This is a genomic window from Clostridium sp. Marseille-P2415 (assembly GCF_900155545.1).
GTDB lineage: Bacteria > Bacillota > Clostridia > Lachnospirales > Lachnospiraceae > Lacrimispora.
The window spans coordinates 1,963,253-1,983,931 of sequence record NZ_LT732526.1; the positions used below are offsets into that span (position 1 = coordinate 1,963,253).

The following is a 20,679-nucleotide window of genomic DNA, read 5'->3' on the forward strand; positions in this document are numbered from 1 at the left end:
ACCAAACGGCTGATCGTCACGCCTTCATTCTCAAATCAATCCATATCCTTTTATTCAAGTGCACGCAGCTGCTCTGCCATTTCATGAGAAAGCGAAAATCTGCCTACATAACCGACTTCCCCGGTCATCAGTACGTTGCCGTCCTCCTCAATTTCCACCTCCAGCACACCGCCTGGCATGTGTACATACATTTTGGGATCGGTAAGGCCCATCCGGTATGCCGCCCCTGCCGCCGCGCATCCGCTGGTTCCGGAAGCCAGCGTGTATCCTGCTCCCCGCTCATAGATTTCTATCTCGATATTGGTCCGGTCCAACACCTTTAACAGCTCCGTATTCACCTTTTCCGGGAAATAAACGGCTGACTCGGAATGCTTTCCGATCCGGCAGGCCAGCTCCTTTGATATGTCGTTTAACCAGATGACGCAATGCGGATTTCCAATGGTCACACAGGTAACACGGTAAGGGATGCTGCCAAACATCATGGTCTCACCCAGCACTTCTCTCCTTGGCCCTGTTACAGGAATCTCATCGCTGTAGAAGCTCAGGGTTCCCATGGAGACCTTGATTCTGGTTCCCTCTTCATTTAAGTACTGGATTGTCTGCTGACCGCTTAATGTATTGATGGTGAAGCGGTTTTTCTGCACATAACCCGCATCCTTTAAATATTTTCCGAAAATCCGCACGCCGTTGCCGCTTAGCTCTGCTTCGCTTCCATCCGGATTTAAAATCCTTACTTCCAGCTTATCCTGCCCCAATATGGGCCCTACCAGCAGCCCGTCAGACCCTACTCCGAAATTCCGGTTGCAGATCAGACGAACATTTTCCTCCGTCAGCTTCAATTCATTTTTATTCGGGTCAAAAATCAGATAATCATTTCCCAGCCCATGATATTTTTCCAAAATAATATTCATGATGAAACTCCTTTCCCGTGCCTTACAATATCCTCACATAATTCATAATATGAAATTCCGGCAGCCTCAGCCTCCTGGGGAAGAAGGCTGAAAGGCGTCATACCCGGCAATGTATTGGCCTCCAGGCAATAAATGCTGCCATCTTCCTCCATGATGAAATCCACCCTGGAATAATATCCAAGTCCCAGAGCATGATGAACCTCCATAGCCGTCCGGCTCATGGCTTCCGCCTCTTTCTTTGTCAGACTTGCCGGGCAGATCTCCTCTGTCATACCGGCCTGATACTTATTTTCATAATCATAAAACCCTGCCTTGGGTATGATCTCGATTGCTGGGAGAACCTTTCCCCCCAGTATCCCGACAGAAAATTCTCTGCCTGTGATTTTTACTTCCGCCATTATCCGGGCTTCATAGGAAAAGGCAGAATGAAGTGCCTGCTCCCATTGTGCCTCCTTATCCACTATGGTGACACCCACGCTGGACCCGCAGCCACATGGCTTTACCACACAGGGGAAAGAAAACGGTTCCAGGGATTCCCCCTGGGTATAAATGCGCCAATCCGGCGTTAGTATACCGGAGGCACGCATCAGCAGTTTTGCCACATGCTTATCCATGGCTTTTAAACACCCTGCATAACCAGTTCCAGTATAGGAAATGCCATAGGCATCAAGTACGGCCTGTATCTGTCCGTTTTCCCCTGCACCTCCATGCAATGCCAGAAATACTACATCTGCAAGCCTGCAGATTTCAATGACCCGGTTTCCGATATATCCCTCTCCCTTTCGTTCTTCTGCCAGACGGTCCAGTTCCGGAGCCCTTCTTCCGATTTCGCTGGAAAAGTCTGCGCCATCCTTAAGGCTTTTAAAACGGACCACTTCTTCGTCTGCCACCCCTAAATAAGAATCCAGCAGGTAAACCTCATGCCCGCTCTCCATCAGAGCATTTGTGATCATGGCTCCTGAGGATAATGATACTTCCCTTTCCGGGCTAAAGCCGCCCGCTAACACTACAATTTTCATTGTTATCTTCCTTCTATCTATCATTCGCATTTGTTTCTATTTCCAATTATATACAGCACTTTTTATCATTTCTACCAATATAATGCTTTTTATATTGCAAATTGTGTTGTATTCTATAAGGGAGATAAAAGGAGGAAACATCAGATATGGACAATTATGAAAAACGGGGATATTTAAACAGTGATTTCAGACTGTTTCACCTGGTCGATACGAAAAGACAGGATTTTGAATATCACTATCATGAATTTGATAAAATCATCATTTTCATCCGGGGGGCTGTGACCTACCGGATCGAAGGGTGTAACTATAAGCTGGAGCCTTATGACATCATTCTGGTAAGCCATAATGATATCCACAAACCGGATGTTGATCCGTCCGTTCCTTATGAGAGGATCATCGTCTATCTTTCCCCCGGCTTCCTGCATGCTTACCGCTCTGACAGCTATGATTTAAGTGCCTGTTTCCAAAAATCAAAAGAACTTCACTCTCATGTCCTGCGGATCCATTCCATGGAAAAAAGCAGCCTGTACCGTACGTTGTCAGATCTTGAATACGCCTGCACCCATGACGGCTACGCCAAGGATTTATACTGTCAGGTGGTTTTTCTGGAATTCATGATCCAGTTAAACCGGGCTTCCGTAACCAACCGGGTGAAATACCTTCCGCCTGCCACCGGTGACCGGCGCATTTTAAGCATTATGGACTACATAAACAGCCATCTGACGGAAGACATGACCGTGGACACAATCGCAGAAGCCTGCTACATCAGCCGTTACCATCTGATGCACCTTTTCAAAGAAGAAACCGGTTATACTCTTTTTGATTACATCACGGAAAAACGCCTGGCTTTGGCACGGGACCTTCTAAAAACCGGGATATCCGTTACCGAGGTCTGTTTTGGCTGCGGTTTCAAAAACTACTCCACCTTCTCCAGAGCCTATAAAAAACAGTTCCATGCCTCGCCATCCGAAACCATAAAAGAGCACGCAAAAGCATAATCTTTTCTTAAGCTTACTTTACATTCATTGAAACCGTTCAAGCGGCATGATATGCTGAAGCTATGATATTTTCCTTATAAACAGGATCATTAGGAGGGGCTCTATGAGAAAAAGAAACCTGGGAATCATTCCGTTACTTCTGACAGTCATCTTTCTTAGTGCATGCGGAAGCAAAGCTTCGGCCACATCCCAGAAGGCCGTATCAGATTACGGAACCGGTATGGCCGCAGAGGTACCGGAAGTCTCAAAAAACGAAGACAACCATAATGAACAGGCGGCAGGTGATTCCGCAGCAGCATCACAAACAAGCGGAATCGAAAGCAATCAGGTACTTCCGGCCGGAAGAAAACTCATTCGCAACATATCCATGAACGTAGAAACAGATGCATTCGAAACCCTGCTCTCCGGCCTTCAGACTAAGATCGCCGAGCTGGGCGGTTATGTGGAACTGTCGGATATGTCCGGCAACAGCTTAAATTCCTACGGCAAGCCCGGTCCAAGATATGCCGGTATTACCGCGCGGATTCCAGCAAATCAGATAGACAGCTTTCTAACCTCAGTGGAATCCAGTGGAAATGTTACAAACAAATCAGAATCGACCCAGGATGTTACTTTGCAATACAGCGATCTGGAAAGCAGGAAAAAGTCTCTGCAAATCGAACAGGAAAAACTATGGGAATTTCTTGAAAAGGCAGAGTCCGTGGATACGGTCATCACCCTGCAGCAGCGGCTCTCTGAAGTACGGTATCAGTTGGAATCCATGGAATCCCAGCTGAGGCTTTATGATAATCAGGTGGATTACAGCACGGTTCAACTAAATATCAGCGAAGTCACCACATTTACCCCCACCGCTACGGAATCAGCCGGGACCCGTATCAGAAAGGGATTCAACAGCAATTTAAAAATCTTTCAAACCGGGGCGGCAAACTTTATGATCGGAACCATTACAACCAGCCCGTTCTGGCTTCCAATAGCGATCGCAGCCGGGGCCATTGTTTTCTTCCTTCGCAGGCGCAGAAAGAAAATCACCCCTGCTCTTCCCCCTGCCTTAGAGGAGACAGCATGCCCCGCGCCGCCGGACAATGACCCGGCCGATTCATCAAAGACCTGATTTTAAACGGAAAAAGCTCCCGGAAAGGTCATTCCTTTCCGGGAGCTTTTCTCCATTCTTATCCATGTCTTCCATCGTTCTTCCACGAGCAGAATATATACAAAATTCCCGTTATCCCAAAATAGAACCAGGTGGCAGGATTGCTGAACCAGGTGGTGAAGAAGGACAGGATCATATATATGGCAAACTGGGCATAGAACAGATAGCCGATGGGATTGCGCACCCGCTTTGCCATCCGAATTAAGAAAAATGCAGCTGCTCCAAGAATGCAGCTAAACAGCAGAACGCCCACGATACTAAAATCGTAAAAAGAATCGTAAAACAGGGTCACTGTAGTCAGTTCTTCTTTTGTCACGTAGATGGGAAAATCCACAAGAGCCGGAACCAGGAACTTGAGTCCCGTAAGGGCCCATAAGGGAAAGAGCATCCGAAGACCGAAGGTATGGGACGGAAGCCACTCCACCAGGCAGTTAAAGTTATCGTAGTTGTTTGCAATATACATATAGGGCTGGGTGACGAATATGGGCATCTGGCTGTTTTTCATCTGGAAAATGCCGTTAAGGTAGGAAACATCATGCCCCCTTGCAATGGTAAGAACCACATAAATGGGGATCATGCCTATCACCAGACCTATGGCATAGGTGATTTTCAGCCTGTGTTCCATTGCAATATAGGTGAGAACAGCCAGCCCCACAGCCAGGATCAGCTGGAAACGGGACACACATAAAACGGGAATGGCACAAGCGATCAGGTTCATAAGCACAGCCAGGATCAGCCTGAAACCGTTTCTTCCCTGTTCAATGCTGAAATATAAAACAGAAAGCGCAGGAACCAGCACACAGGATACAGTAAAATAGTGGATTCCCGTAATGTGGAACGTCGAATAAGCATGAGGCACTCCCTTAATAAAAAACGGGATAAATCCCAGCACTGCAGCCTCAATGACAAACGCAGCAAGGGATAGGAACGTAATGAAAAACATGGATAGAAAAAGAGGCCGTTCGTAACCCTTAAAGCTGAACCAGCTGGAACGCTGCCCCCCTGATTCTCCCTGCAGCCTTGCGAGAAACTCGAAAGTAACCCAAAAGCCCAGGAATGCCACCAGAAAGCAGAGCCATGTAACAATGTTCCAGTCAGAAGAAAGTTCTGAAAGCTTTAAACAGGCAATGCCTTCCCCTCCCACCCAGAACAGGGAAAACAGGCCTCTTAAATGAATGATGTTCTCGGTTCTCCGGTAATCATACCAGTACAGGAAAAGAGCTGCCAGCATCAAAATAAGGCCTGACAGCCAGTAATGCCTTGCTCTTGCAAATAAAAAAGATGCTGCATAGCTGATCAGATAAACGCTCATCGTAACATATCCCCTTTGGTAAATACTTCCTATCCGGAGCCCATTATGAATGATGGATGAACTCTCTCATATAATCTTCCACCTCTTTTACAGTGACATAGGACATGGCCTTATCTGCCACCGCCTGTAATTCCGCGGTGCTGTAACCGGTTATCAGCTTTCTGGCATTCAATATGGCAGATGCACTCATGCTGAATTCATTTAAACCAAATGCCAGAAGCAGCGGAATGAGCATCGGATCGCTGGCAGCTTCTCCGCACATGCCGACCATGATCCCTTCCCTGCGGCCGCATTCAATTACGTGTCGGATGCTTCTTAAAACCGCTGGATTTAAAGGAGAGTACAGATAGGATACCTTATCATTTCCCCTGTCCACGGACATGGTATACTGGGTCAAATCATTGGTTCCAATGCTGAAGAAATCAACTTCCTTGGCAAATACATCGGCCATCAAAGAAGCCGCTGCCGTCTCTACCATAATTCCTACCTGGATATCCTTTTTATAGGCAATTCCCTTTTCATCAAGCTCCTTTTTGATCTCTTCAATAAGCGCTTTCGCCTCCCGGTATTCCTCCAGACAGGTTACCATGGGAACCATGATGCGGATGTTGCCAAATGCGCTGGCCCTTAAGAGCGCGCGCAGCTGAGGCTTGTACACATCCTCTTTCCGGTCCAGACAGAACCGGATAGCGCGGTATCCCAGGAATGGGTTCTCGTCCTTTTTTAAGCCCATGTAAGGAATCTCCTTATCGCCTCCGATATCCAGTGTACGGATAATCACAGGCTTGCCGTTCATGGCAACCGCTACCTTACGGTAGGCTTCAAACTGCTCTTCCTCCGTCGGCATTGACGTACGGTCCATGAATAAAAATTCGGTCCGGAACAGACCAATTCCTTCCCCGTCATACTGAAGAACCTTTTCCACATCCTCCGGCTTCCCGATGTTGGCAACCAGCTCAATGGAGATACCATCCTTTGTCACGTTAGGCTTTCCGATGTATTGTTCCAATTCCTTCTTTTCTTTTAAATATGCCTCTCTCTTTGCAGCATATTCTGCCTTCACAGACTCTTCCGGATTCACAATGACAATTCCTTCTGAGCCATCAAGTACAAGCTCCGCTCCGTCGGTCACATGATTTAAAAATCCTTCCAATGCAACCACTGCCGGAATCTCAAGAGCCCTGGCAAGTATGGCGCTGTGGGAAGTCTTTCCCCCCAGCTCGGTCACAATCCCCGTTACCTTGTCCGGATCGATCCCGGCCGTCATGGAAGGAGTCAGATCCCTTGCCACAATCACGCTTCCTTCCGGAAGGGACGAGATATCCACAGAGCTTACTCCCAAGAGTATCTTCTGCATGCGGGTTTTAATGTCCCGCATATCCGTGGCCCTCTGCTGCATGAGCTCATCTCCCATGGAAGCAAACATATCGGCATAAGTATTGCAGACGCTTTCTATCGCAAATTCGCTGTTAACGCACTCCCCAGCGATTGAACCCTCTATTTCACCGGTAAGCATCGGGTCGGAAAGGAGCAGCAAATGACCATTTAAGATCTCCGCTTCCTTTTCGCCTACCCTTGCCGCCAGATCTTTCGCAAGCGCATCGGTTTCCTCCATAGCCTGTTTTACCGCCAACTGGAAGCGTACTTTTTCAGCCTCCGGGTCAGCAACGGTCTCCCTTTTAATTTTCAGTTCTGTTTCTTCCACGATAACGGCCTTCCCAATGCCGATACCCGCAGATGCACTTGTTCCTCTTAACATTACAAGCAGTCCTCCTAATTAATTATTGAATTAAGTAATCTATTCGCCAAGGCCCTCCTCAACAGCCTTGACCATGGTCGCCAGAGCTTCCTCTTCATCTGCTCCCTCACAGACAAAGGTAATCTCGTCGCCGCTTTTTACGCAGGCGCCCAATACACTAAGCACGCTTTTCGCATTGGCAGTGGTATTCTTAAATCGAAAACTCACTGTAGAATTAAAGTTCATGGCTTCCTTACAAAGAATTCCTGCCGGCCTTAAGTGCAGGCCGGTAGGATTCTTTATAACAACTTTAGCACTGACCATACTGAATTTCCTCCATTCTATCATCATTCTTCCCTTTTTTGCGATTGTGTCTCTTCCACTTCTGTGGAGGCCGCAGCAGTACTTCCTTCAGTTGCAGGTTCTGTACTCTTAGGGACAACCGTAACGTTGAACGGAGTAAAGCCAACCACTTCAAATCCTCCCGATACCTCAAACGTCAGCATTCCAGGATGAGGGCCAGGCACCAGATTAGAAACGTCAAGGACCGCATTCAAATCCTTTTCCTCCAGAGCGTCAAGGTCTTCCTTCAGACCCTTTATGGTAACATCGGAAGTTTCCTTATCAAAGCTGTAATCGTAATCAGCCCCCATTCCCTTCTTATCCAGTTGATCCAGCTTCAGGGGGAACACCCTGGTCGTCAGCGGTTCTACCTTAAGCTTTACGGTTACATTCTTATATTCTTCCCCTACAACAGAGGTACTTGGCGGCAGATACTGGCTTAAATCCAGCCGGACCACTTTATCGGCGGTAGCACCGTCAATGTTTAACTTATCCGACGAAACAGACAATGTGGACAAGGACGCCAGGATGGACTTGGTACCCACGACCGGAACCGATTTCACGCTGCATTCCACCCCTGTATACCGGTATCCCTTTGCCACCTCTCCCGAAACTTCAAAGTTAAGGGAAAGATTTTTGGCTTTCAGTATGGATACGTTATATTCGATCTCCTGCCGGTTAACCGTAACATTATCCCCTATATCCAGCTTATTGCCGTTTGCATCATAAAAGACCGGAGCGACCGTTCCATTCCGGTCCGCATCGGCATTGTCCACATCGATCTCCACTCCCATATAATTGATCTGGCCGATCTGGGATTCCGGACCTTCCACCGTCACGTAATCCGGTGACAGGCTGATCATCCCCAGAGCATAACCTTCCGCAGGCTCACCGGCTTTGACTTTAAGATCGAATTTCTTGCGCTGAAGCTCTTCCGTTTTAACCCGGATTACCATGGGTTTTGCCGTAATGGTATCACTTTTAACCAGTGCCTCTTTATCCTTGTTTATTTCCACGGTAATCGGAATCGCTCCGGTCACATTATAGTCCTTCAAATCAACATATGCATGAAAGTCTGAGGCCTTCACCAGAGACCGGTCCCTGGTCCTCACCTGATAACTGACTGTCACGACATCCTTTCCCATCTCATAGGTTAAATTGGCAGCTTTCAGCACTTCCTCATTTTGCACCTCTACTGTGACTAACTGGGAATCGTCAATGACCGGATTGGAAATGTTAACAATCGCCATCCACACTGCAAAGGCAAGCACCAGGGAAGCAACCTTGAGTCCAAGATTATTTAAAAGTTTTTCCTTCATTCTTCCGCCTTCCCTTCAAAATCCTGAATCTGCTTCCTTCCTCTTCCACCTGTTTTACTCCGGACAGGATGGTCCGGAGCATATCTGCATCTATAATCCGCTTCAGCCCGCCTTCCAAAGCCACAGTCACACGCCCGGTCTCTTCCGATACCACGATGGTAATGCTGTCGCTGACTTCGCTGACCCCTACCGCAGCCCTGTGCCTCGTACCGAGGTCTTTGCTGATCGTCATATTATCGGACAACGGCAGATAGCAGGTAGCCGCTGCCACCCGGTTTCCGCGGATCACCACCGCTCCGTCATGCAGCGGTGTGTTATGCTCAAAAATATTGATAAGAAGCTGGCTGCTTACAATGCCTCCCACCTCAATTCCGGTACGCTCAATCTCCTTTAGGGAATCTCCCCTCTCTATTACCATGAGGGCTCCCGTCTTGACCTTTGCCATCTCAAAAGTCGCCTTAACCAGCTCATTGATGGTCTTATCCGTAAAACCGGAATTATCTCTTCCATCATCAAAGGTCAGGATTCCGGTAAACGGATTCTTGCTTCCCAGCTGCTCCAGAGCCTTCCGAAGCTCCGGCTGGAAGATCACGATTGCCATGGTCACCGCCGGCGTCGCAATTTTATTGAGAATCCAAAAAATGTTATCAAGCCGGAAAACATAAGCAAATACATAGAAAACAAGGATCACAATGATTCCCTTTAACAGAGTCCAGGCCCTTGTATTCATGATCCAGGTCAGCAGCTCATACAGCAGAACAGCAATAATAATAATCTCAACCAGGTTTGTTTTCGATATCCTGGGCAGAAAAGAAACCCAGGAATACATCCCATCTAAAAAATCTGCCATGTTATCCACCTCCCTTTTATTTCTTTCTACCTCTGCGGTCTTTGGAGTTTTCTGGCATTGATTTTCTGAACTTTTACGTCAGGCGTGCTGACTGTCAGCTTTGGTACCGCCTTGACATAATAATAATAGTCATCATCTTCAAATTGTACATATTCCGTCCGCGAATAATCCACTGCAAAAATGAAAAAAGTATAGATCCCTGCAATAATAATGGATATCAGGATTCCAACCAGAAGCTGGATAACGGAAACCGACACATCCGCGGTAATATCTCCGATAAAAATCACGCTAAGCTGTGCAATGGTTCCCGCTACTATGGCAATGATCCAGGAGTAATCCACGGATAAATTCCGGATGATCACCACCACCACAAGTGCCAGGGCAAACGCTACAACCATCACGAGCATCAGCTTATTGGACAACAGGCTCTTCATGAGCTGCATGAATTTCTGTACCTCATCCATTGACATATCATTTGTTAAAACTCCGGCATTCTGCTTTACATAGAGAAGCGTATAATAAATGAAAACGCCGCAGCTTACCGGAATGACGGAAACAATGCTTCCTGAAAGGCCTACGATCAGCGGGATTGCATAAGGTATCTTTAAAAGGAAAAATACCGGGGTCAGCACAAGTAAATAGCTGTCACCCGGCTGGAATCCATAATAAAGAAGTCCTACCACCACAACAAAGACAGCCATAACCAGCGTAATCTCAAGAGAAATCCCTGATAAATGGGCAAGCATAAATCCGGCTGCCAGAAAAGAGATGGCTCCATAGGGCAAAAATGAACATACCAAAGCCAGAACCAGAGGAATAAAAGGCCCTGTCAGCATTGCCATAAAACCGATATTCTGATTCATCAGGGAAAACGCCAGACAGCTGAAGATAAACTTGATCACAGGCGTTACATAAATTTCAAACCTTGCGTAAAATTCTTTCAACCGTTCTTTCAATACGAGAAGGCCCATCATGATGTCCGCCCTCCTTTTGTTCTTTTTAAAGGCCTGGCATTCCCTTCGTATCGCTTGTCCAGTCTTTTCAATTTTGCTAAATATACCTTTATCCCACGGCTGGCGTATTCATACCGTTTCATATAAACATGACCGCTGATACCCAGATAGATCACCAGTCCTGCAATGTAAATCACGCCAATCCGGATTCCGGCAGCAGTCAGGCTGCTCCGTTCCATGGTGTTCAGCCACTGTTCCATATAATATAGCCCCCACAAAATCAGGCATAACATAAAACTCAGGGTGTAGCTGAAAAAGGAGCGGAACAGCTTACTGCCGATATAATCGCTTTTGAAGTAACGGTTAACAGGAAATATCCTCTTTCCCTCGTGTTTTTCAAACATGGCAAGATTGGTCATGATTTTAATTTTCTCTTCACTAAGCATATGGTCTCCTTCACTATACCATAAGATATCACTTTATTATAGCATAGAACTTTTTACTTTGCGAGCCCCATACGGAATTTTTATTATTTTGTAATGAATCCAATGTTTCCATACCGGAAAAACAGCTGTTTCCGGGGAAAAAACCAGCGCAGCGGATCCGCTGCGCTGTCTATTCATATCTTAAGGCGTCAATCGGGTCTGCCTTAGCAGCCTTTGAGGCCGGGTATATACCAAAAAATAAACCTACTAAAGCCGAAAAACCTACCGCCACCAGGATTACAGGCAGTTTTATAACCACCGCAATGCCAAACAGCGCTCCACCGATCAGAACCAGCCCTGCGCCTACCGCAATGCCCAATATTCCGCCCAAAGCAGAAAGAATCGCTGATTCGGTCAAAAACTGGATCAAAACGTCCCGTGTCTTTGCGCCTAACGCCTTCCGGATTCCGATTTCCCTTGTTCTCTCGGTAACAGAAACCAGCATAATATTCATGATCCCGATTCCGCCTACCAGAAGAGAGATTGCTGCGATTCCGCCCACAGCGGCAGATAAGCCGCCCATCATGGTGTCTGCACTTCCCATCTCACTTGCCACGGAGTAGAACGTAACATCTTCCACCTTCCGGTTTTTGAGCTTAGCTATATAAGCGGAAAACTTATCAGAAAAAGCCTCCATATCAGTTCCTTCTTTTGCGTAAAGCCTGATGTTGAAAAAGGTATCATTTGGCCAGGTCAACAGAGAATTTGGGATATAACCTGCCTTGGTTTTACTGCTTCCCATCATCAATGCCTCAAAAGGACTCTGATCAAGCCGGTATATACCAACCACATTATAATCGTCTGTAACGTTGTAAATGGTAGTGCGGAATGTTTTCCCTACCGCATTTTCCGTACCGAACAGTTCCTTTGCTCCCTTTGCTTCCAAAACAACATTGTTTTTTCTGCCCTTTATATCGGCTTCATTTAAATTCCGGCCATAAACAATGTTGATTTCATGTACATCCGGATAATTGGCATAGATGCCTTCAAACTGATATTTAACCTTATTGCGTCCAAAAATGGCTTCCGCACTCACGCTGGCATTGCTGTCAATGTAGCTGATATCATTGCCGAACACTTCTTTGATCCGGTCCATCTCATCAAGGGTAAAATAATCACTCTGCCTCATATCCTCCCCATCCTTTGGCCAGATATAAACATTGGCCAGGGTCATCCCCACATTCTTATAGAGATCGGATACCATGAAACGCATGGTATCTCCAATGGATACAATTGCTATGACAGAACCAATGCCGATGATGATTCCAAGCATGGTCAGAAAGGACCGCATCTTGTTGGCCTTAATGGCGTGAATGGCCATACTCATATTTTCCAGTAACATGATGCCTCCTCCTTTTATTCATACCTTAACGCTTCGATCGGGTCGGCTTTTGCCGCCTTTGAAGCCGGATAAAGACCAAAGAAAATTCCTACCAGAGCTGAAAAACCAACTGCTATGATCACCACAGCGGGCTTTACGATCACGGTCATTTTTAAGGCGGCGCCTCCTGTCTTAACCAACAGCACTCCCAGGATGATGCCGATGATCCCTCCGCAGGCCGACATGAGGGCGGATTCCGTCAGAAATTGAATCATGATATCCTTTGTTCTGGCACCCAATGCCTTTCGGATTCCTATTTCCCGTGTCCGTTCCGTAACAGAAACCATCATGATATTCATGATCCCGATTCCGCCTACAAGCAGTGAAATGGCAGCAATTCCTCCTACAGCAGCCGACATGCCCGAAAGCTGGGAATCCATGCTCCCCATCTGTTCCACCACAGACATGGTCCTGATTTCCGATTCCGGACGGTTTTTCAGTTTCGCAACATACCTGGTCAATTCTGAAAGAAATGCATTCATATCAACCCCATCCCGGATATAGAAATTCAGATCCTGAAAATAATCATTGGGTTTTGTGAGAACGGTATCCGGTATGAAACCGGACTGGTTCTGGCCATTCCCGATCAACATGGCCATCATGGGAGACATATCCTTGTGGTACACCCCTACAACCGTAAATTCCTGGGTATCCTTATTTATGGTCATGCGGAAGGTCCTTCCCACACAGTCTGCCGTGCCGAACAGCTGTATTGCGCCTTTGTCCTCCAGAACCACATGGTTGGCCGCACCTCTCACATCCGCTGCGTTTATCGCCCTGCCGTAAATAATGTTTAAAGGCTGTACATCCGTATAATTAGAATCAATGCCCTGGAATTGGTATTTCACCTTTTTACGCCCGTTAACCGCTTCCGTTTCCGCATAAGCATCGCTGTCAATGTACTCAATTTTGTCCTGGTAAAGGTCCTTAATCCGTTCCATTTCGTCCCTTGTAAAATAATCCGTCATGCGGAAGTCATCCACCTCATAGGACACCATGACAACAGCCCGGTTAAATCCTACATCCTTATAGGCGTCCGAAAAGAGATTCCTCATGCTGTCGCCCACGGATACAATGGCAATCACCGCTCCGATGCCAATGATAATTCCCAGCATGGTCAGAAAGGATCTCATTTTATTGGACTTTATGGCGTGAAGTGCCATACTCATATTTTCTATCAGCATGACGTCCCCTCTCTCTGCATCCTTGCTGCCTCCTCAGGCGTGAGATTCTTGGGAACATTCGGGGTATCACTTACCAGCTGTCCATCCCGGAACCGTATGATCCGCTCGGTGAATGCCGCAATGTCTTCTTCATGGGTTACCAGCACCACCGTAGCACCTTCCTTGTGAAGCTTGGAAAACAGCTCCATGATCTCCACCGAGGAAGCCGTATCCAGATTACCCGTAGGTTCGTCGGCCAGAATGAGGGGGGGCTCATTGGCCAATGCCCTGGCAATGGCCACTCTCTGCCTCTGTCCGCCGGAAAGCTCATTCGGCATGTGCTCATACCTGCTGCCCAATCCTACGCGTTCCAAAAGGTCCAGAGCACGTTTCTCTCTGGCCTTTCTGGAAATATGGGCATAGGTCATGGGCAATTCCACGTTTTTTAGCGCAGAGGTACGTGATATCAGGTTAAAGGACTGGAATACAAATCCTATCTTTCGGTTCCTGATGGCCGATAAGTCATCAGGGGGCAGATCAGCAGTATCGATGCCATCCAGATAATAATGGCCCATGGTCGGCCGGTCCAAACAGCCTAAAATATTCATAAGCGTTGATTTTCCGGATCCGGACTGCCCCATAATGGATACAAATTCGCCGCGCTTAATGGTTAAGTTCACCCTTTTTAACCCCAGCACCTTGATGGAACCGGTATCATAGACCTTTACCATGTCAACCAGCTTTATTAAATCTTCCCTGACATTTTCCGTTATGTAGGCCGGAAGCTTATCTTTCTTTTTCCACATGCTGCCTCCCCCTTTACTGGACCGATGGTGCCACGGTCACTGTCATGCCATCCGCGATCATTCCGGAAGGCGTCTCAATCACCTGCATTCCTTCCGTGAGGGTTCCCTCCTCTTCTGGTATGATTTCTACCTGGATGTCGCTTTCAACTCCGGTCTTAACCTTAATGAATTTCACCGTATTCTGCTCCACCACAGCAATGGCCATGCTGTCATCGGGCTGCTGGATCAGAGAGGAAATCGGAACCACCCATGCATTTTCCGCCTTCTGGAGTTCAATCTTTGCCTTGGCGGTAATGCCTGCGATCAGGCGGGTATTCTGATCAATGATCCGGATCGTGGTAGGAATGACTCTCTCCGTAGAACCGTTTCCCTTTTCCTCACCGGTGGGGGAAATAGCGGTCACCTCGCCTTTCACGGTTTCGCCGTTTAAAATATCGGCACTGATATCCACCGGCTGTCCGATCGCTACCTTGCCAATGGAATACTCGCTTACATTTATTTTCATTTCCAGTACATCTAAATTATTGATAATGAACATTGGCTTATCATCATCGGTTTTATCCGCAAACCGCCCCACCTTACAGTTGACCCGTACAACTGTACCTGTTATCGGGCTGGTGACCTTGGTATTGGAAAGCGCCTCATTCTTTTGCTCCAGCTCAAACGCTGCCTTTTCGATCTGCAGAGAATAGGATTCATTGGCAACAGGTCTTCCGTCTTTTAATGTATAGGTGCTCATTTCCCTTTGGGCATCATTCATCGTATTGGAAGCTGTCTCCAGCTCCACCTGGGAAGCACTTCCTCCCTGGAACAGGGTGAGAGTCCTGTCATAATTGGCTTTTGCGGTATCATAGTCCTGCTTCGCCTTAGCGTAGCCGTTTTCCGCTTCCAGCTGCTTATCATTATAGGTGCTGACAGCCAGATCGTAATCGTTCTGGGCGATGTCCACTTCTTTTTTTGCATCCTTATCATCCAGAGTGGCCAAAAGCTGTCCCTTTTCCACCCGGTCCCCTTCCTTGACCGGAAGTTCCAGAATCTCCGCATGAAGATTGGAAACCACCTCCACGCTGTCGGTCCCCTGCACCGGACCGCTTACCGAGAGCATCTCGACCACCTCACCCTTTTTAAGGGGTGACGTATTCACCATCATGGACACACTGTTTCCGCCTGCCAAAACCCGGAAGGCAAGAAAAAGGACTCCAATGGCTGCCGCCCCTCCAGTGATGATCTTCCGTTTTCTGCTCCATTTTTTTCTGATACGCTTCTTTTTCTTTTTTCCGCCTTTTTCCTCTTCCATCAGGCTTTGCAGCTCTTTATCAAACGCTTCGTCAGACATGGCTTCCACTTCTGTTTCCGTATCCACCGCTTCGCTGTTTTTTTTCCTTATGGGTTTCCATGCTTTCATGCCCTTTTCCCTCCTAATTGAATACAATTCCATTTTTTCTTATTATAACGGGCTGTTATAACAAATTTCTGTATGAAATTCTTACATTTTTCTAAATATTTCCATTTTTCCTGCTAATTACCTCCATTCATACACCCTGATGCTCAAACCGAAAAAAACCGGGGTATCATTTTTTCCCCGGTTTTTCTTTTCATATCTAACATTAATAGACAGACTTCCATTCATCAATATTGGAGGCGTCAAACTTAAATGGAGGCCCAAGTATGATCTCAGTCCCGCCATCCGATGCCTCAATCACTTCGTAATCCCCCATCTCTCCTGCCGTAAACTTATCTCCGGCTTTTCCTGTGACGGTCCCGTCTACCAAAGCAATGGAAGTATAAGCTCCCAGGGAACCTACATCAATGGGATTCCATAAATACATGTAAGGACAGGAATGAGCATCATCATCCCCTATGTATTCCGCCATTTCGGAGGGAAGGCCAAGGCCTGTCAGCTTTACTTTTGACTTTTCATCCTGAAGAACCTTTGCAGCCGCATTAATTCCGACCGTTGTCGGTGCACAGATCACCTTTAAGTCCGGATATTTGGATAAAAGGGCCTGTGTCTGGTCTGTGGATTTCTGCGGTTCATCATCCCCATACGCAACTTCAACCAGATTCAGCTTTGCATACTTCTCTTCCTTCATAACCTCTTTCATGGCTTCGATCCACGCATTCTGGTTGGTGGCCTGAGAGGTGGCGGAAAGAATTGCCCAGTCTCCCTCGCCGCCTGCGATATCATAAACAGCATCCATCAGGGACTGACCGATTTCTTTTGTCCCAGCCTGGTTTACAAATGTCTGCCGGCTGTCCTTGTTTACCTTGGAATCCAGGCAGGATACCTTGATTCCTGCTGCCATAGCATCCCCCAGGGCTGCCTGCAGGGCGTTTTCATCATTCCCTGCAATGCAGATGGCATCCACCCCCTGGGAAATCAGTGACTGGATCACAGAAACCTGTGCATCCGCTGTCGCGGACTCCGGCTGCTTGATGATGCAGGTTCCCCCCTCCCTTTCAATCACCTTTTTAAACCCCTGAGCCATCTTCTCACTGTATGGGTTGCCGGCCGCTTTTGTAATGACCGCATAGGTCTTACCGGAGGAACCGCCTGCCCCTTCCTGGGCTGTTGCTTCCGCCTTCCGGGCAGATGTCTGTTCTCCCCCTGCGTCTTTCTTACTTCCGCAGCCCGCAAGAACCCCCGCTATCACTGCGGTGCACAGCAATGCACAAACCATTTGTTTTCTCATTTTGAGATTACCTCCCTCTTTCCAATCATAGTTTTTTTCTTTTTAATTTTACATTTTTTAAAATGCCAGGGATCATAACTGCCAGAATGAGCAGCGCACCCAGGATAACTAATATGACCTGAGGATTCATATTGATCTGCCCCAGCCCGATCCTCAGACAGATGATGATAAATGCCGATATGACCGCACCGGTCAATTTTCCTTTCCCGCCTGCTGTAGAGACTCCGCCAAACACAGCCATGGCAATGGCATCCAGTTCAAACCCGCTGCCTGTTGTAGTATTGGCACCGTAAAGCACGGAAACCAGAAACACGGCGCTGATTCCAGCCATCATGCCGGCGGTGGAATAAACGATGAGGCGGATTTTCCGGACATGGATTCCGGAATAATAAGACGTCAACCGGTTGCTTCCTATGGCATACAGCCTTCGTCCGAATGTAGTCCTGCTCAAAATAAAAGTGAAAACAACCGCTGCCAGGATAACAGCAAAGAAAATATAAGGAACCGGGCCTATTTTACCTGCCATGGCGCGAAAGCCCTGATTGTTCTTAAGGGATACGGATCCTCCACTCCCCAGCGCCACCTCGGCGATCCCGCGGAACAGGATCATGGTTGCCAGCGTGACGATCATGGACGGTAATTCTGGAAATAAAGTGACGGCAATTCCGTTAAAAAGTCCACAGGCTGTGCCCACCAGAATTCCCACCAGAATGACGGCCGGAAACGGGAGGCCTGCATTTCCCGCAAGGCAGGCAGTTGTTGCCGACAGGCAGACCGTTGCTCCCACGGACAGATCAATCTCGCCCAAAATGAGAATGTATGCCATGGGCAGCAGCAGGAATACCTCGGTTAAATACTTTGGCATCTCACGGAGTACATTGGTCAGCTTATAGCTTGGTGAGATGCACATACAGAACAGGTTCACGATGAAAAACAGAAATATCAGTACTCCTTCCCAGGTAAACAGACTTTTTTTCCAGCTGCGGTCGTATTGGGCCGATATGCTTCTTCCGGATTTTCCAGCCATGGCTACATCTCCCTTCCTTTTAAGTTTTCTTTCTGCATCACGCGCCGGGCCGCTACATTAAAAATAATCACCGCCAATATGATGCCGCCTTTTACCGTATTCTGTACAATTGAATCAATTCCCACGAGGGGCAGGGCTTTGGCAATAACTGCCAGGATCAGAGATCCCAATAATGCACCGGCAACCGATCCCCTTCCGCCTGACATGCTTACACCCCCAATAACACATGCCGCAATCACATCCATTTCCTTTCCGTAAAGCATGTTGGGCTGGGCGGATGAATATACCGCAACCGCAAGCGCACCGCACAAGCCTGACAGCATTCCCATAAGGGTATAGACCGTCAGCTTGATTTTGAAAGCAGGAATGCCTGATATGTCCGCTGCCTCCGGATTGCTTCCTACCGCATAGATCTTTCTTCCTGTCCTGGTCCATTTCATAGCCGCGAAAAAAACAATATAGCATACCAGAACGATCATGATAACGTTATTTAATATACCAAACCCAAGCTCTTTTTCCAAAGCAAAATTTTTAAAATCCCCCAGGTTCTCCGCACTGGCCCACTGGCTTTTGGCGACCAGATAAGCAAAGCCCCTGAAAATGTACATAAAGCCCATTGTTGCAATAATAGGAAGCACGTTCCCTTTCGAAATCACAAGTCCGACTGCGGCTCCGCACAATGCGCCTGTTAATATGGCAATCAGAAACAAAAGAACTGTATTATGTACCACACCGTATTTAAGAAGCATGCCGACCGTCATGCCGGAAAGCGCCGATGTGGAGGTAATGGATATGTCGATTCCGCCGATCAGCAGAACGCACAGCATTCCCAATGCCATGATCATGATGACCGCATTGTTTTTTAACATATCCAGTATGGATTTTGCAGTCAGAAACGAGGGGCTGAGTATCTGGATCACCGTACACAGGACGACCAGAACCAGGAGCAGGCTGGCTTCCCTGGAACGAATGATCCTCTTTAACAGGCTTTTTTTCTCCATCATTGCACCCCCTTTCCTGTATCCTTTTCCGATTTTTCCATGGCATATTGAAGAATGGATTCCTGTGTTGCTTCCTCCCGGGACAGCTCCCCGGAAAGCCTGCCGCTGCACATAACCAGGATCCGGTCGCTCATACCAAGGATTTCCGGCATTTCAGAGGAGATCAGGACTATGGCATACCCTTTTCTCGCCAGATCCCCCATGATCTGGTAAATCTCCGCCTTTGCTCCTACATCCACCCCTTTCGTGGGCTCATCCATAATAACAACCTTCATCTCCTGGCTCAAAGCCTTTGCCACGACTACCTTTTGCTGATTCCCGCCGGATAAGGAGCTTACAGGATCGAAAATGGAAACTGCCTTTGTATCCACTTCCTCCAGGAGCCTCTTTGCCGTCTCCTGTTCCATTTTTTCATTGGCAACCCCATACTTTGCATAGTTTCCCAGAACCGGAAGCGTGACATTGCGCCCCAGCCCCCAATCCAGGATCAGTCCCTCCTTCTGCCGGTCCTCCGGAAGAAGGACAATCCCTTCCTTCATGGCATCCGAAGGGTGCTTTATGGTGACCCGTCTGCCTTCCACATAAATACTTCCGGAATCCGGCTTCGTAATCCCGCAAACGCTTTCCGCCACTTCCGTCCGCCCTGCCCCCACAAGTCCGGTAAGCCCCAGGATCTCTCCCTGATGTACCGAAAAGCTGATGTCTTTAAAATATCCGGTTCGTGACAGGTTTTCTACACGCAGGACTTCCGGACCTAAGGCAACATGAGGCTTGGGAAAAAGATCCTTTATCTCACGGCCTACCATGGCCTTAATTAATTCTGCATTTGTTATGCTGTCCGCCTCATAAGTGCCGACGTACCGGGAATCCCGGAAAACGGTCACCCGGTCTGCCAGCCGGTACATATCCTCAAACCTGTGTGAGATAAAAATGATCGAAACTCCTGCAGATTTCAGCTTATCCACGATCCGGTAAAGATCCTCAGACTCATTTTTAGTCAGTGCAGCCGTAGGTTCATCCAGAATCATGATTCTTGCCTGGGCGGAAAGTGCCTTTGCTATTTCCACCATCTGCTGCCGGGCCACGCTTAAGCTGCCCATCTCATCGTCCGGATTAAAATCAGCACTGAGTTCCTTTAACAGCTGTCCGGCGGCCCGGTTCATCTGCTTCCACTGGAGGACACCGTTCTTTACGATCTCATGGCCCATAAATATATTTTCCGTAACCGTAAGGTCCGGATAGGAAGTCGGATGCTGGTAAACCGCTGCAATCCCGGCAGACTGGGCTTCTTTCGGCCCCTTAAATTCCACATTTTTCCCGTCTAAAAAAAGCTCTCCCGCGTCCGCCCTATGAACTCCCGTGATCACCTTGATAAATGTAGATTTCCCTGCCCCATTTTCTCCCATCAGCGCATGGATTTCCCCTTTTTTCAGTTTAAATTGCACCTGATCCAAAGCCTTAACGCCGGGAAATATTTTTGTAACGCCCTTTAGTTCCAAAACATATTCGGACACAACCTCTTCCTCCCTTC

General features: G+C 47.6%; 19 protein-coding genes. 2 read left to right on the top strand and 17 right to left on the bottom strand.

The features are described from left to right. Window positions 1-50 precede the first annotated feature (50 nt). On the bottom strand, window positions 51-911 hold the full coding sequence (gene dapF, locus BQ9856_RS13955) for a diaminopimelate epimerase (protein ID WP_077611575.1): 861 nt from the start codon (window positions 909-911) through the stop codon (window positions 51-53). After that, complete coding sequence (locus BQ9856_RS13960; protein WP_077611576.1) at window positions 908-1,930, bottom strand: D-alanine--D-alanine ligase family protein; 1,023 nt, start codon at window positions 1,928-1,930, stop codon at window positions 908-910. The genes dapF and BQ9856_RS13960 overlap by 4 nt, the downstream gene beginning before the upstream one ends. Before the next feature lie 146 nt (window positions 1,931-2,076). Between BQ9856_RS13960 and BQ9856_RS13965 the strand changes: the two genes are divergently transcribed. Both BQ9856_RS13965 and BQ9856_RS13970 read left to right on the top strand, forming a co-directional pair. Then, window positions 2,077-2,928: a helix-turn-helix domain-containing protein gene (locus BQ9856_RS13965; protein WP_077611577.1), complete on the top strand. Its 852-nt coding sequence runs from the start codon at window positions 2,077-2,079 to the stop codon at window positions 2,926-2,928. 103 nt (window positions 2,929-3,031) lie between these two features. After that, window positions 3,032-4,039, top strand: coding sequence for a DUF4349 domain-containing protein (locus BQ9856_RS13970; protein ID WP_077611578.1), 1,008 nt, complete (start codon window positions 3,032-3,034; stop codon window positions 4,037-4,039). Between the two features lie 58 nt (window positions 4,040-4,097). Here BQ9856_RS13970 and BQ9856_RS13975 read toward each other — a convergent pair whose 3' ends face one another. From BQ9856_RS13975 to BQ9856_RS14045, 15 genes are all read right to left on the bottom strand, one after another. Next, window positions 4,098-5,390 (bottom strand): O-antigen polymerase, encoded by a 1,293-nt coding sequence (locus BQ9856_RS13975; RefSeq protein WP_077611579.1) that lies wholly within the window; start codon window positions 5,388-5,390, stop codon window positions 4,098-4,100. A 43-nt stretch (window positions 5,391-5,433) separates the two neighbouring features. Further along, window positions 5,434-7,149 carry a phosphoenolpyruvate--protein phosphotransferase gene (gene ptsP / locus BQ9856_RS13980; RefSeq protein WP_077611580.1) on the bottom strand — a complete coding sequence of 572 codons (1,716 nt, stop codon included), beginning with the start codon at window positions 7,147-7,149 and terminating at the stop codon, window positions 5,434-5,436. 39 nt (window positions 7,150-7,188) lie between these two features. Then, window positions 7,189-7,452, bottom strand: coding sequence for an HPr family phosphocarrier protein (locus BQ9856_RS13985; RefSeq protein WP_077611581.1), 264 nt, complete (start codon window positions 7,450-7,452; stop codon window positions 7,189-7,191). 23 nt (window positions 7,453-7,475) lie between these two features. Beyond that, a complete protein-coding gene (locus BQ9856_RS13990; protein ID WP_077611582.1) occupies window positions 7,476-8,789 on the bottom strand; it encodes a CdaR family protein in 1,314 nt (437 codons plus the stop codon). Continuing rightward, window positions 8,767-9,639 carry a diadenylate cyclase CdaA gene (gene cdaA / locus BQ9856_RS13995; RefSeq protein ID WP_077611583.1) on the bottom strand — a complete coding sequence of 291 codons (873 nt, stop codon included), beginning with the start codon at window positions 9,637-9,639 and terminating at the stop codon, window positions 8,767-8,769. The genes BQ9856_RS13990 and cdaA overlap by 23 nt, the downstream gene beginning before the upstream one ends. Before the next feature lie 26 nt (window positions 9,640-9,665). Further along, window positions 9,666-10,613 carry an ABC transporter permease gene (locus BQ9856_RS14000; protein WP_077611584.1) on the bottom strand — a complete coding sequence of 316 codons (948 nt, stop codon included), beginning with the start codon at window positions 10,611-10,613 and terminating at the stop codon, window positions 9,666-9,668. Further along, window positions 10,610-11,038, bottom strand: a complete 429-nt coding sequence (locus BQ9856_RS14005) for a hypothetical protein (RefSeq protein WP_077611585.1) — start codon at window positions 11,036-11,038, stop codon at window positions 10,610-10,612. The genes BQ9856_RS14000 and BQ9856_RS14005 overlap by 4 nt, the downstream gene beginning before the upstream one ends. 169 nt (window positions 11,039-11,207) lie before the next feature. Further along, window positions 11,208-12,419, bottom strand: a complete 1,212-nt coding sequence (locus BQ9856_RS14010; protein ID WP_077611586.1) for an ABC transporter permease — start codon at window positions 12,417-12,419, stop codon at window positions 11,208-11,210. Between the two features lie 14 nt (window positions 12,420-12,433). Then, window positions 12,434-13,642: an ABC transporter permease gene (locus BQ9856_RS14015; protein ID WP_077611587.1), complete on the bottom strand. Its 1,209-nt coding sequence runs from the start codon at window positions 13,640-13,642 to the stop codon at window positions 12,434-12,436. Then, a complete protein-coding gene (locus BQ9856_RS14020; protein WP_077611588.1) occupies window positions 13,636-14,427 on the bottom strand; it encodes an ABC transporter ATP-binding protein in 792 nt (263 codons plus the stop codon). The genes BQ9856_RS14015 and BQ9856_RS14020 overlap by 7 nt, the downstream gene beginning before the upstream one ends. A gap of 13 nt (window positions 14,428-14,440) precedes the next feature. After that, entirely contained in the window at window positions 14,441-15,832 is a 1,392-nt protein-coding gene (locus BQ9856_RS14025) for an efflux RND transporter periplasmic adaptor subunit (protein WP_077611589.1), read from the bottom strand. Between the two features lie 202 nt (window positions 15,833-16,034). After that, window positions 16,035-17,120, bottom strand: coding sequence for a rhamnose ABC transporter substrate-binding protein (locus BQ9856_RS14030; RefSeq protein WP_077611590.1), 1,086 nt, complete (start codon window positions 17,118-17,120; stop codon window positions 16,035-16,037). A gap of 25 nt (window positions 17,121-17,145) precedes the next feature. Continuing rightward, complete coding sequence (locus tag BQ9856_RS14035) at window positions 17,146-18,147, bottom strand: ABC transporter permease (protein WP_077611591.1); 1,002 nt, start codon at window positions 18,145-18,147, stop codon at window positions 17,146-17,148. A gap of 2 nt (window positions 18,148-18,149) precedes the next feature. Continuing rightward, window positions 18,150-19,151 (bottom strand): ABC transporter permease, encoded by a 1,002-nt coding sequence (locus BQ9856_RS14040; protein WP_235839211.1) that lies wholly within the window; start codon window positions 19,149-19,151, stop codon window positions 18,150-18,152. Further along, a complete protein-coding gene (locus BQ9856_RS14045; protein WP_077611593.1) occupies window positions 19,148-20,662 on the bottom strand; it encodes a sugar ABC transporter ATP-binding protein in 1,515 nt (504 codons plus the stop codon). The genes BQ9856_RS14040 and BQ9856_RS14045 overlap by 4 nt, the downstream gene beginning before the upstream one ends. Window positions 20,663-20,679 lie beyond the last annotated feature (17 nt).

Excerpts from the sequence above, each read along its gene's own strand:
- ptsP (WP_077611580.1), bottom strand. The coding sequence starts at position 7,149 with ATGTTAAGAGGAACAAGTGCATCTGCGGGTATCGGCATTGGGAAGGCC.
- BQ9856_RS14010 (WP_077611586.1), bottom strand. The coding sequence starts at position 12,419 with ATGTTACTGGAAAATATGAGTATGGCCATTCACGCCATTAAGGCCAAC.
- BQ9856_RS14025 (WP_077611589.1), bottom strand. The coding sequence starts at position 15,832 with ATGAAAGCATGGAAACCCATAAGGAAAAAAAACAGCGAAGCGGTGGAT.
- BQ9856_RS14020 (WP_077611588.1), bottom strand. The coding sequence starts at position 14,427 with ATGTGGAAAAAGAAAGATAAGCTTCCGGCCTACATAACGGAAAATGTC.
- BQ9856_RS13975 (WP_077611579.1), bottom strand. The coding sequence starts at position 5,390 with ATGAGCGTTTATCTGATCAGCTATGCAGCATCTTTTTTATTTGCAAGA.
- BQ9856_RS14030 (WP_077611590.1), bottom strand. The coding sequence starts at position 17,120 with ATGAGAAAACAAATGGTTTGTGCATTGCTGTGCACCGCAGTGATAGCG.
- BQ9856_RS13965 (WP_077611577.1), top strand. The coding sequence starts at position 2,077 with ATGGACAATTATGAAAAACGGGGATATTTAAACAGTGATTTCAGACTG.
- dapF (WP_077611575.1), bottom strand. The coding sequence starts at position 911 with ATGAATATTATTTTGGAAAAATATCATGGGCTGGGAAATGATTATCTG.
- BQ9856_RS13990 (WP_077611582.1), bottom strand. The coding sequence starts at position 8,789 with ATGAAGGAAAAACTTTTAAATAATCTTGGACTCAAGGTTGCTTCCCTG.
- BQ9856_RS14000 (WP_077611584.1), bottom strand. The coding sequence starts at position 10,613 with ATGATGGGCCTTCTCGTATTGAAAGAACGGTTGAAAGAATTTTACGCA.
- BQ9856_RS13960 (WP_077611576.1), bottom strand. The coding sequence starts at position 1,930 with ATGAAAATTGTAGTGTTAGCGGGCGGCTTTAGCCCGGAAAGGGAAGTA.
- BQ9856_RS14015 (WP_077611587.1), bottom strand. The coding sequence starts at position 13,642 with ATGCTGATAGAAAATATGAGTATGGCACTTCACGCCATAAAGTCCAAT.
- BQ9856_RS13985 (WP_077611581.1), bottom strand. The coding sequence starts at position 7,452 with ATGGTCAGTGCTAAAGTTGTTATAAAGAATCCTACCGGCCTGCACTTA.
- BQ9856_RS14035 (WP_077611591.1), bottom strand. The coding sequence starts at position 18,147 with ATGGCTGGAAAATCCGGAAGAAGCATATCGGCCCAATACGACCGCAGC.
- BQ9856_RS14005 (WP_077611585.1), bottom strand. The coding sequence starts at position 11,038 with ATGCTTAGTGAAGAGAAAATTAAAATCATGACCAATCTTGCCATGTTT.
- BQ9856_RS14040 (WP_235839211.1), bottom strand. The coding sequence starts at position 19,151 with ATGATGGAGAAAAAAAGCCTGTTAAAGAGGATCATTCGTTCCAGGGAA.
- BQ9856_RS13970 (WP_077611578.1), top strand. The coding sequence starts at position 3,032 with ATGAGAAAAAGAAACCTGGGAATCATTCCGTTACTTCTGACAGTCATC.
- cdaA (WP_077611583.1), bottom strand. The coding sequence starts at position 9,639 with ATGGCAGATTTTTTAGATGGGATGTATTCCTGGGTTTCTTTTCTGCCC.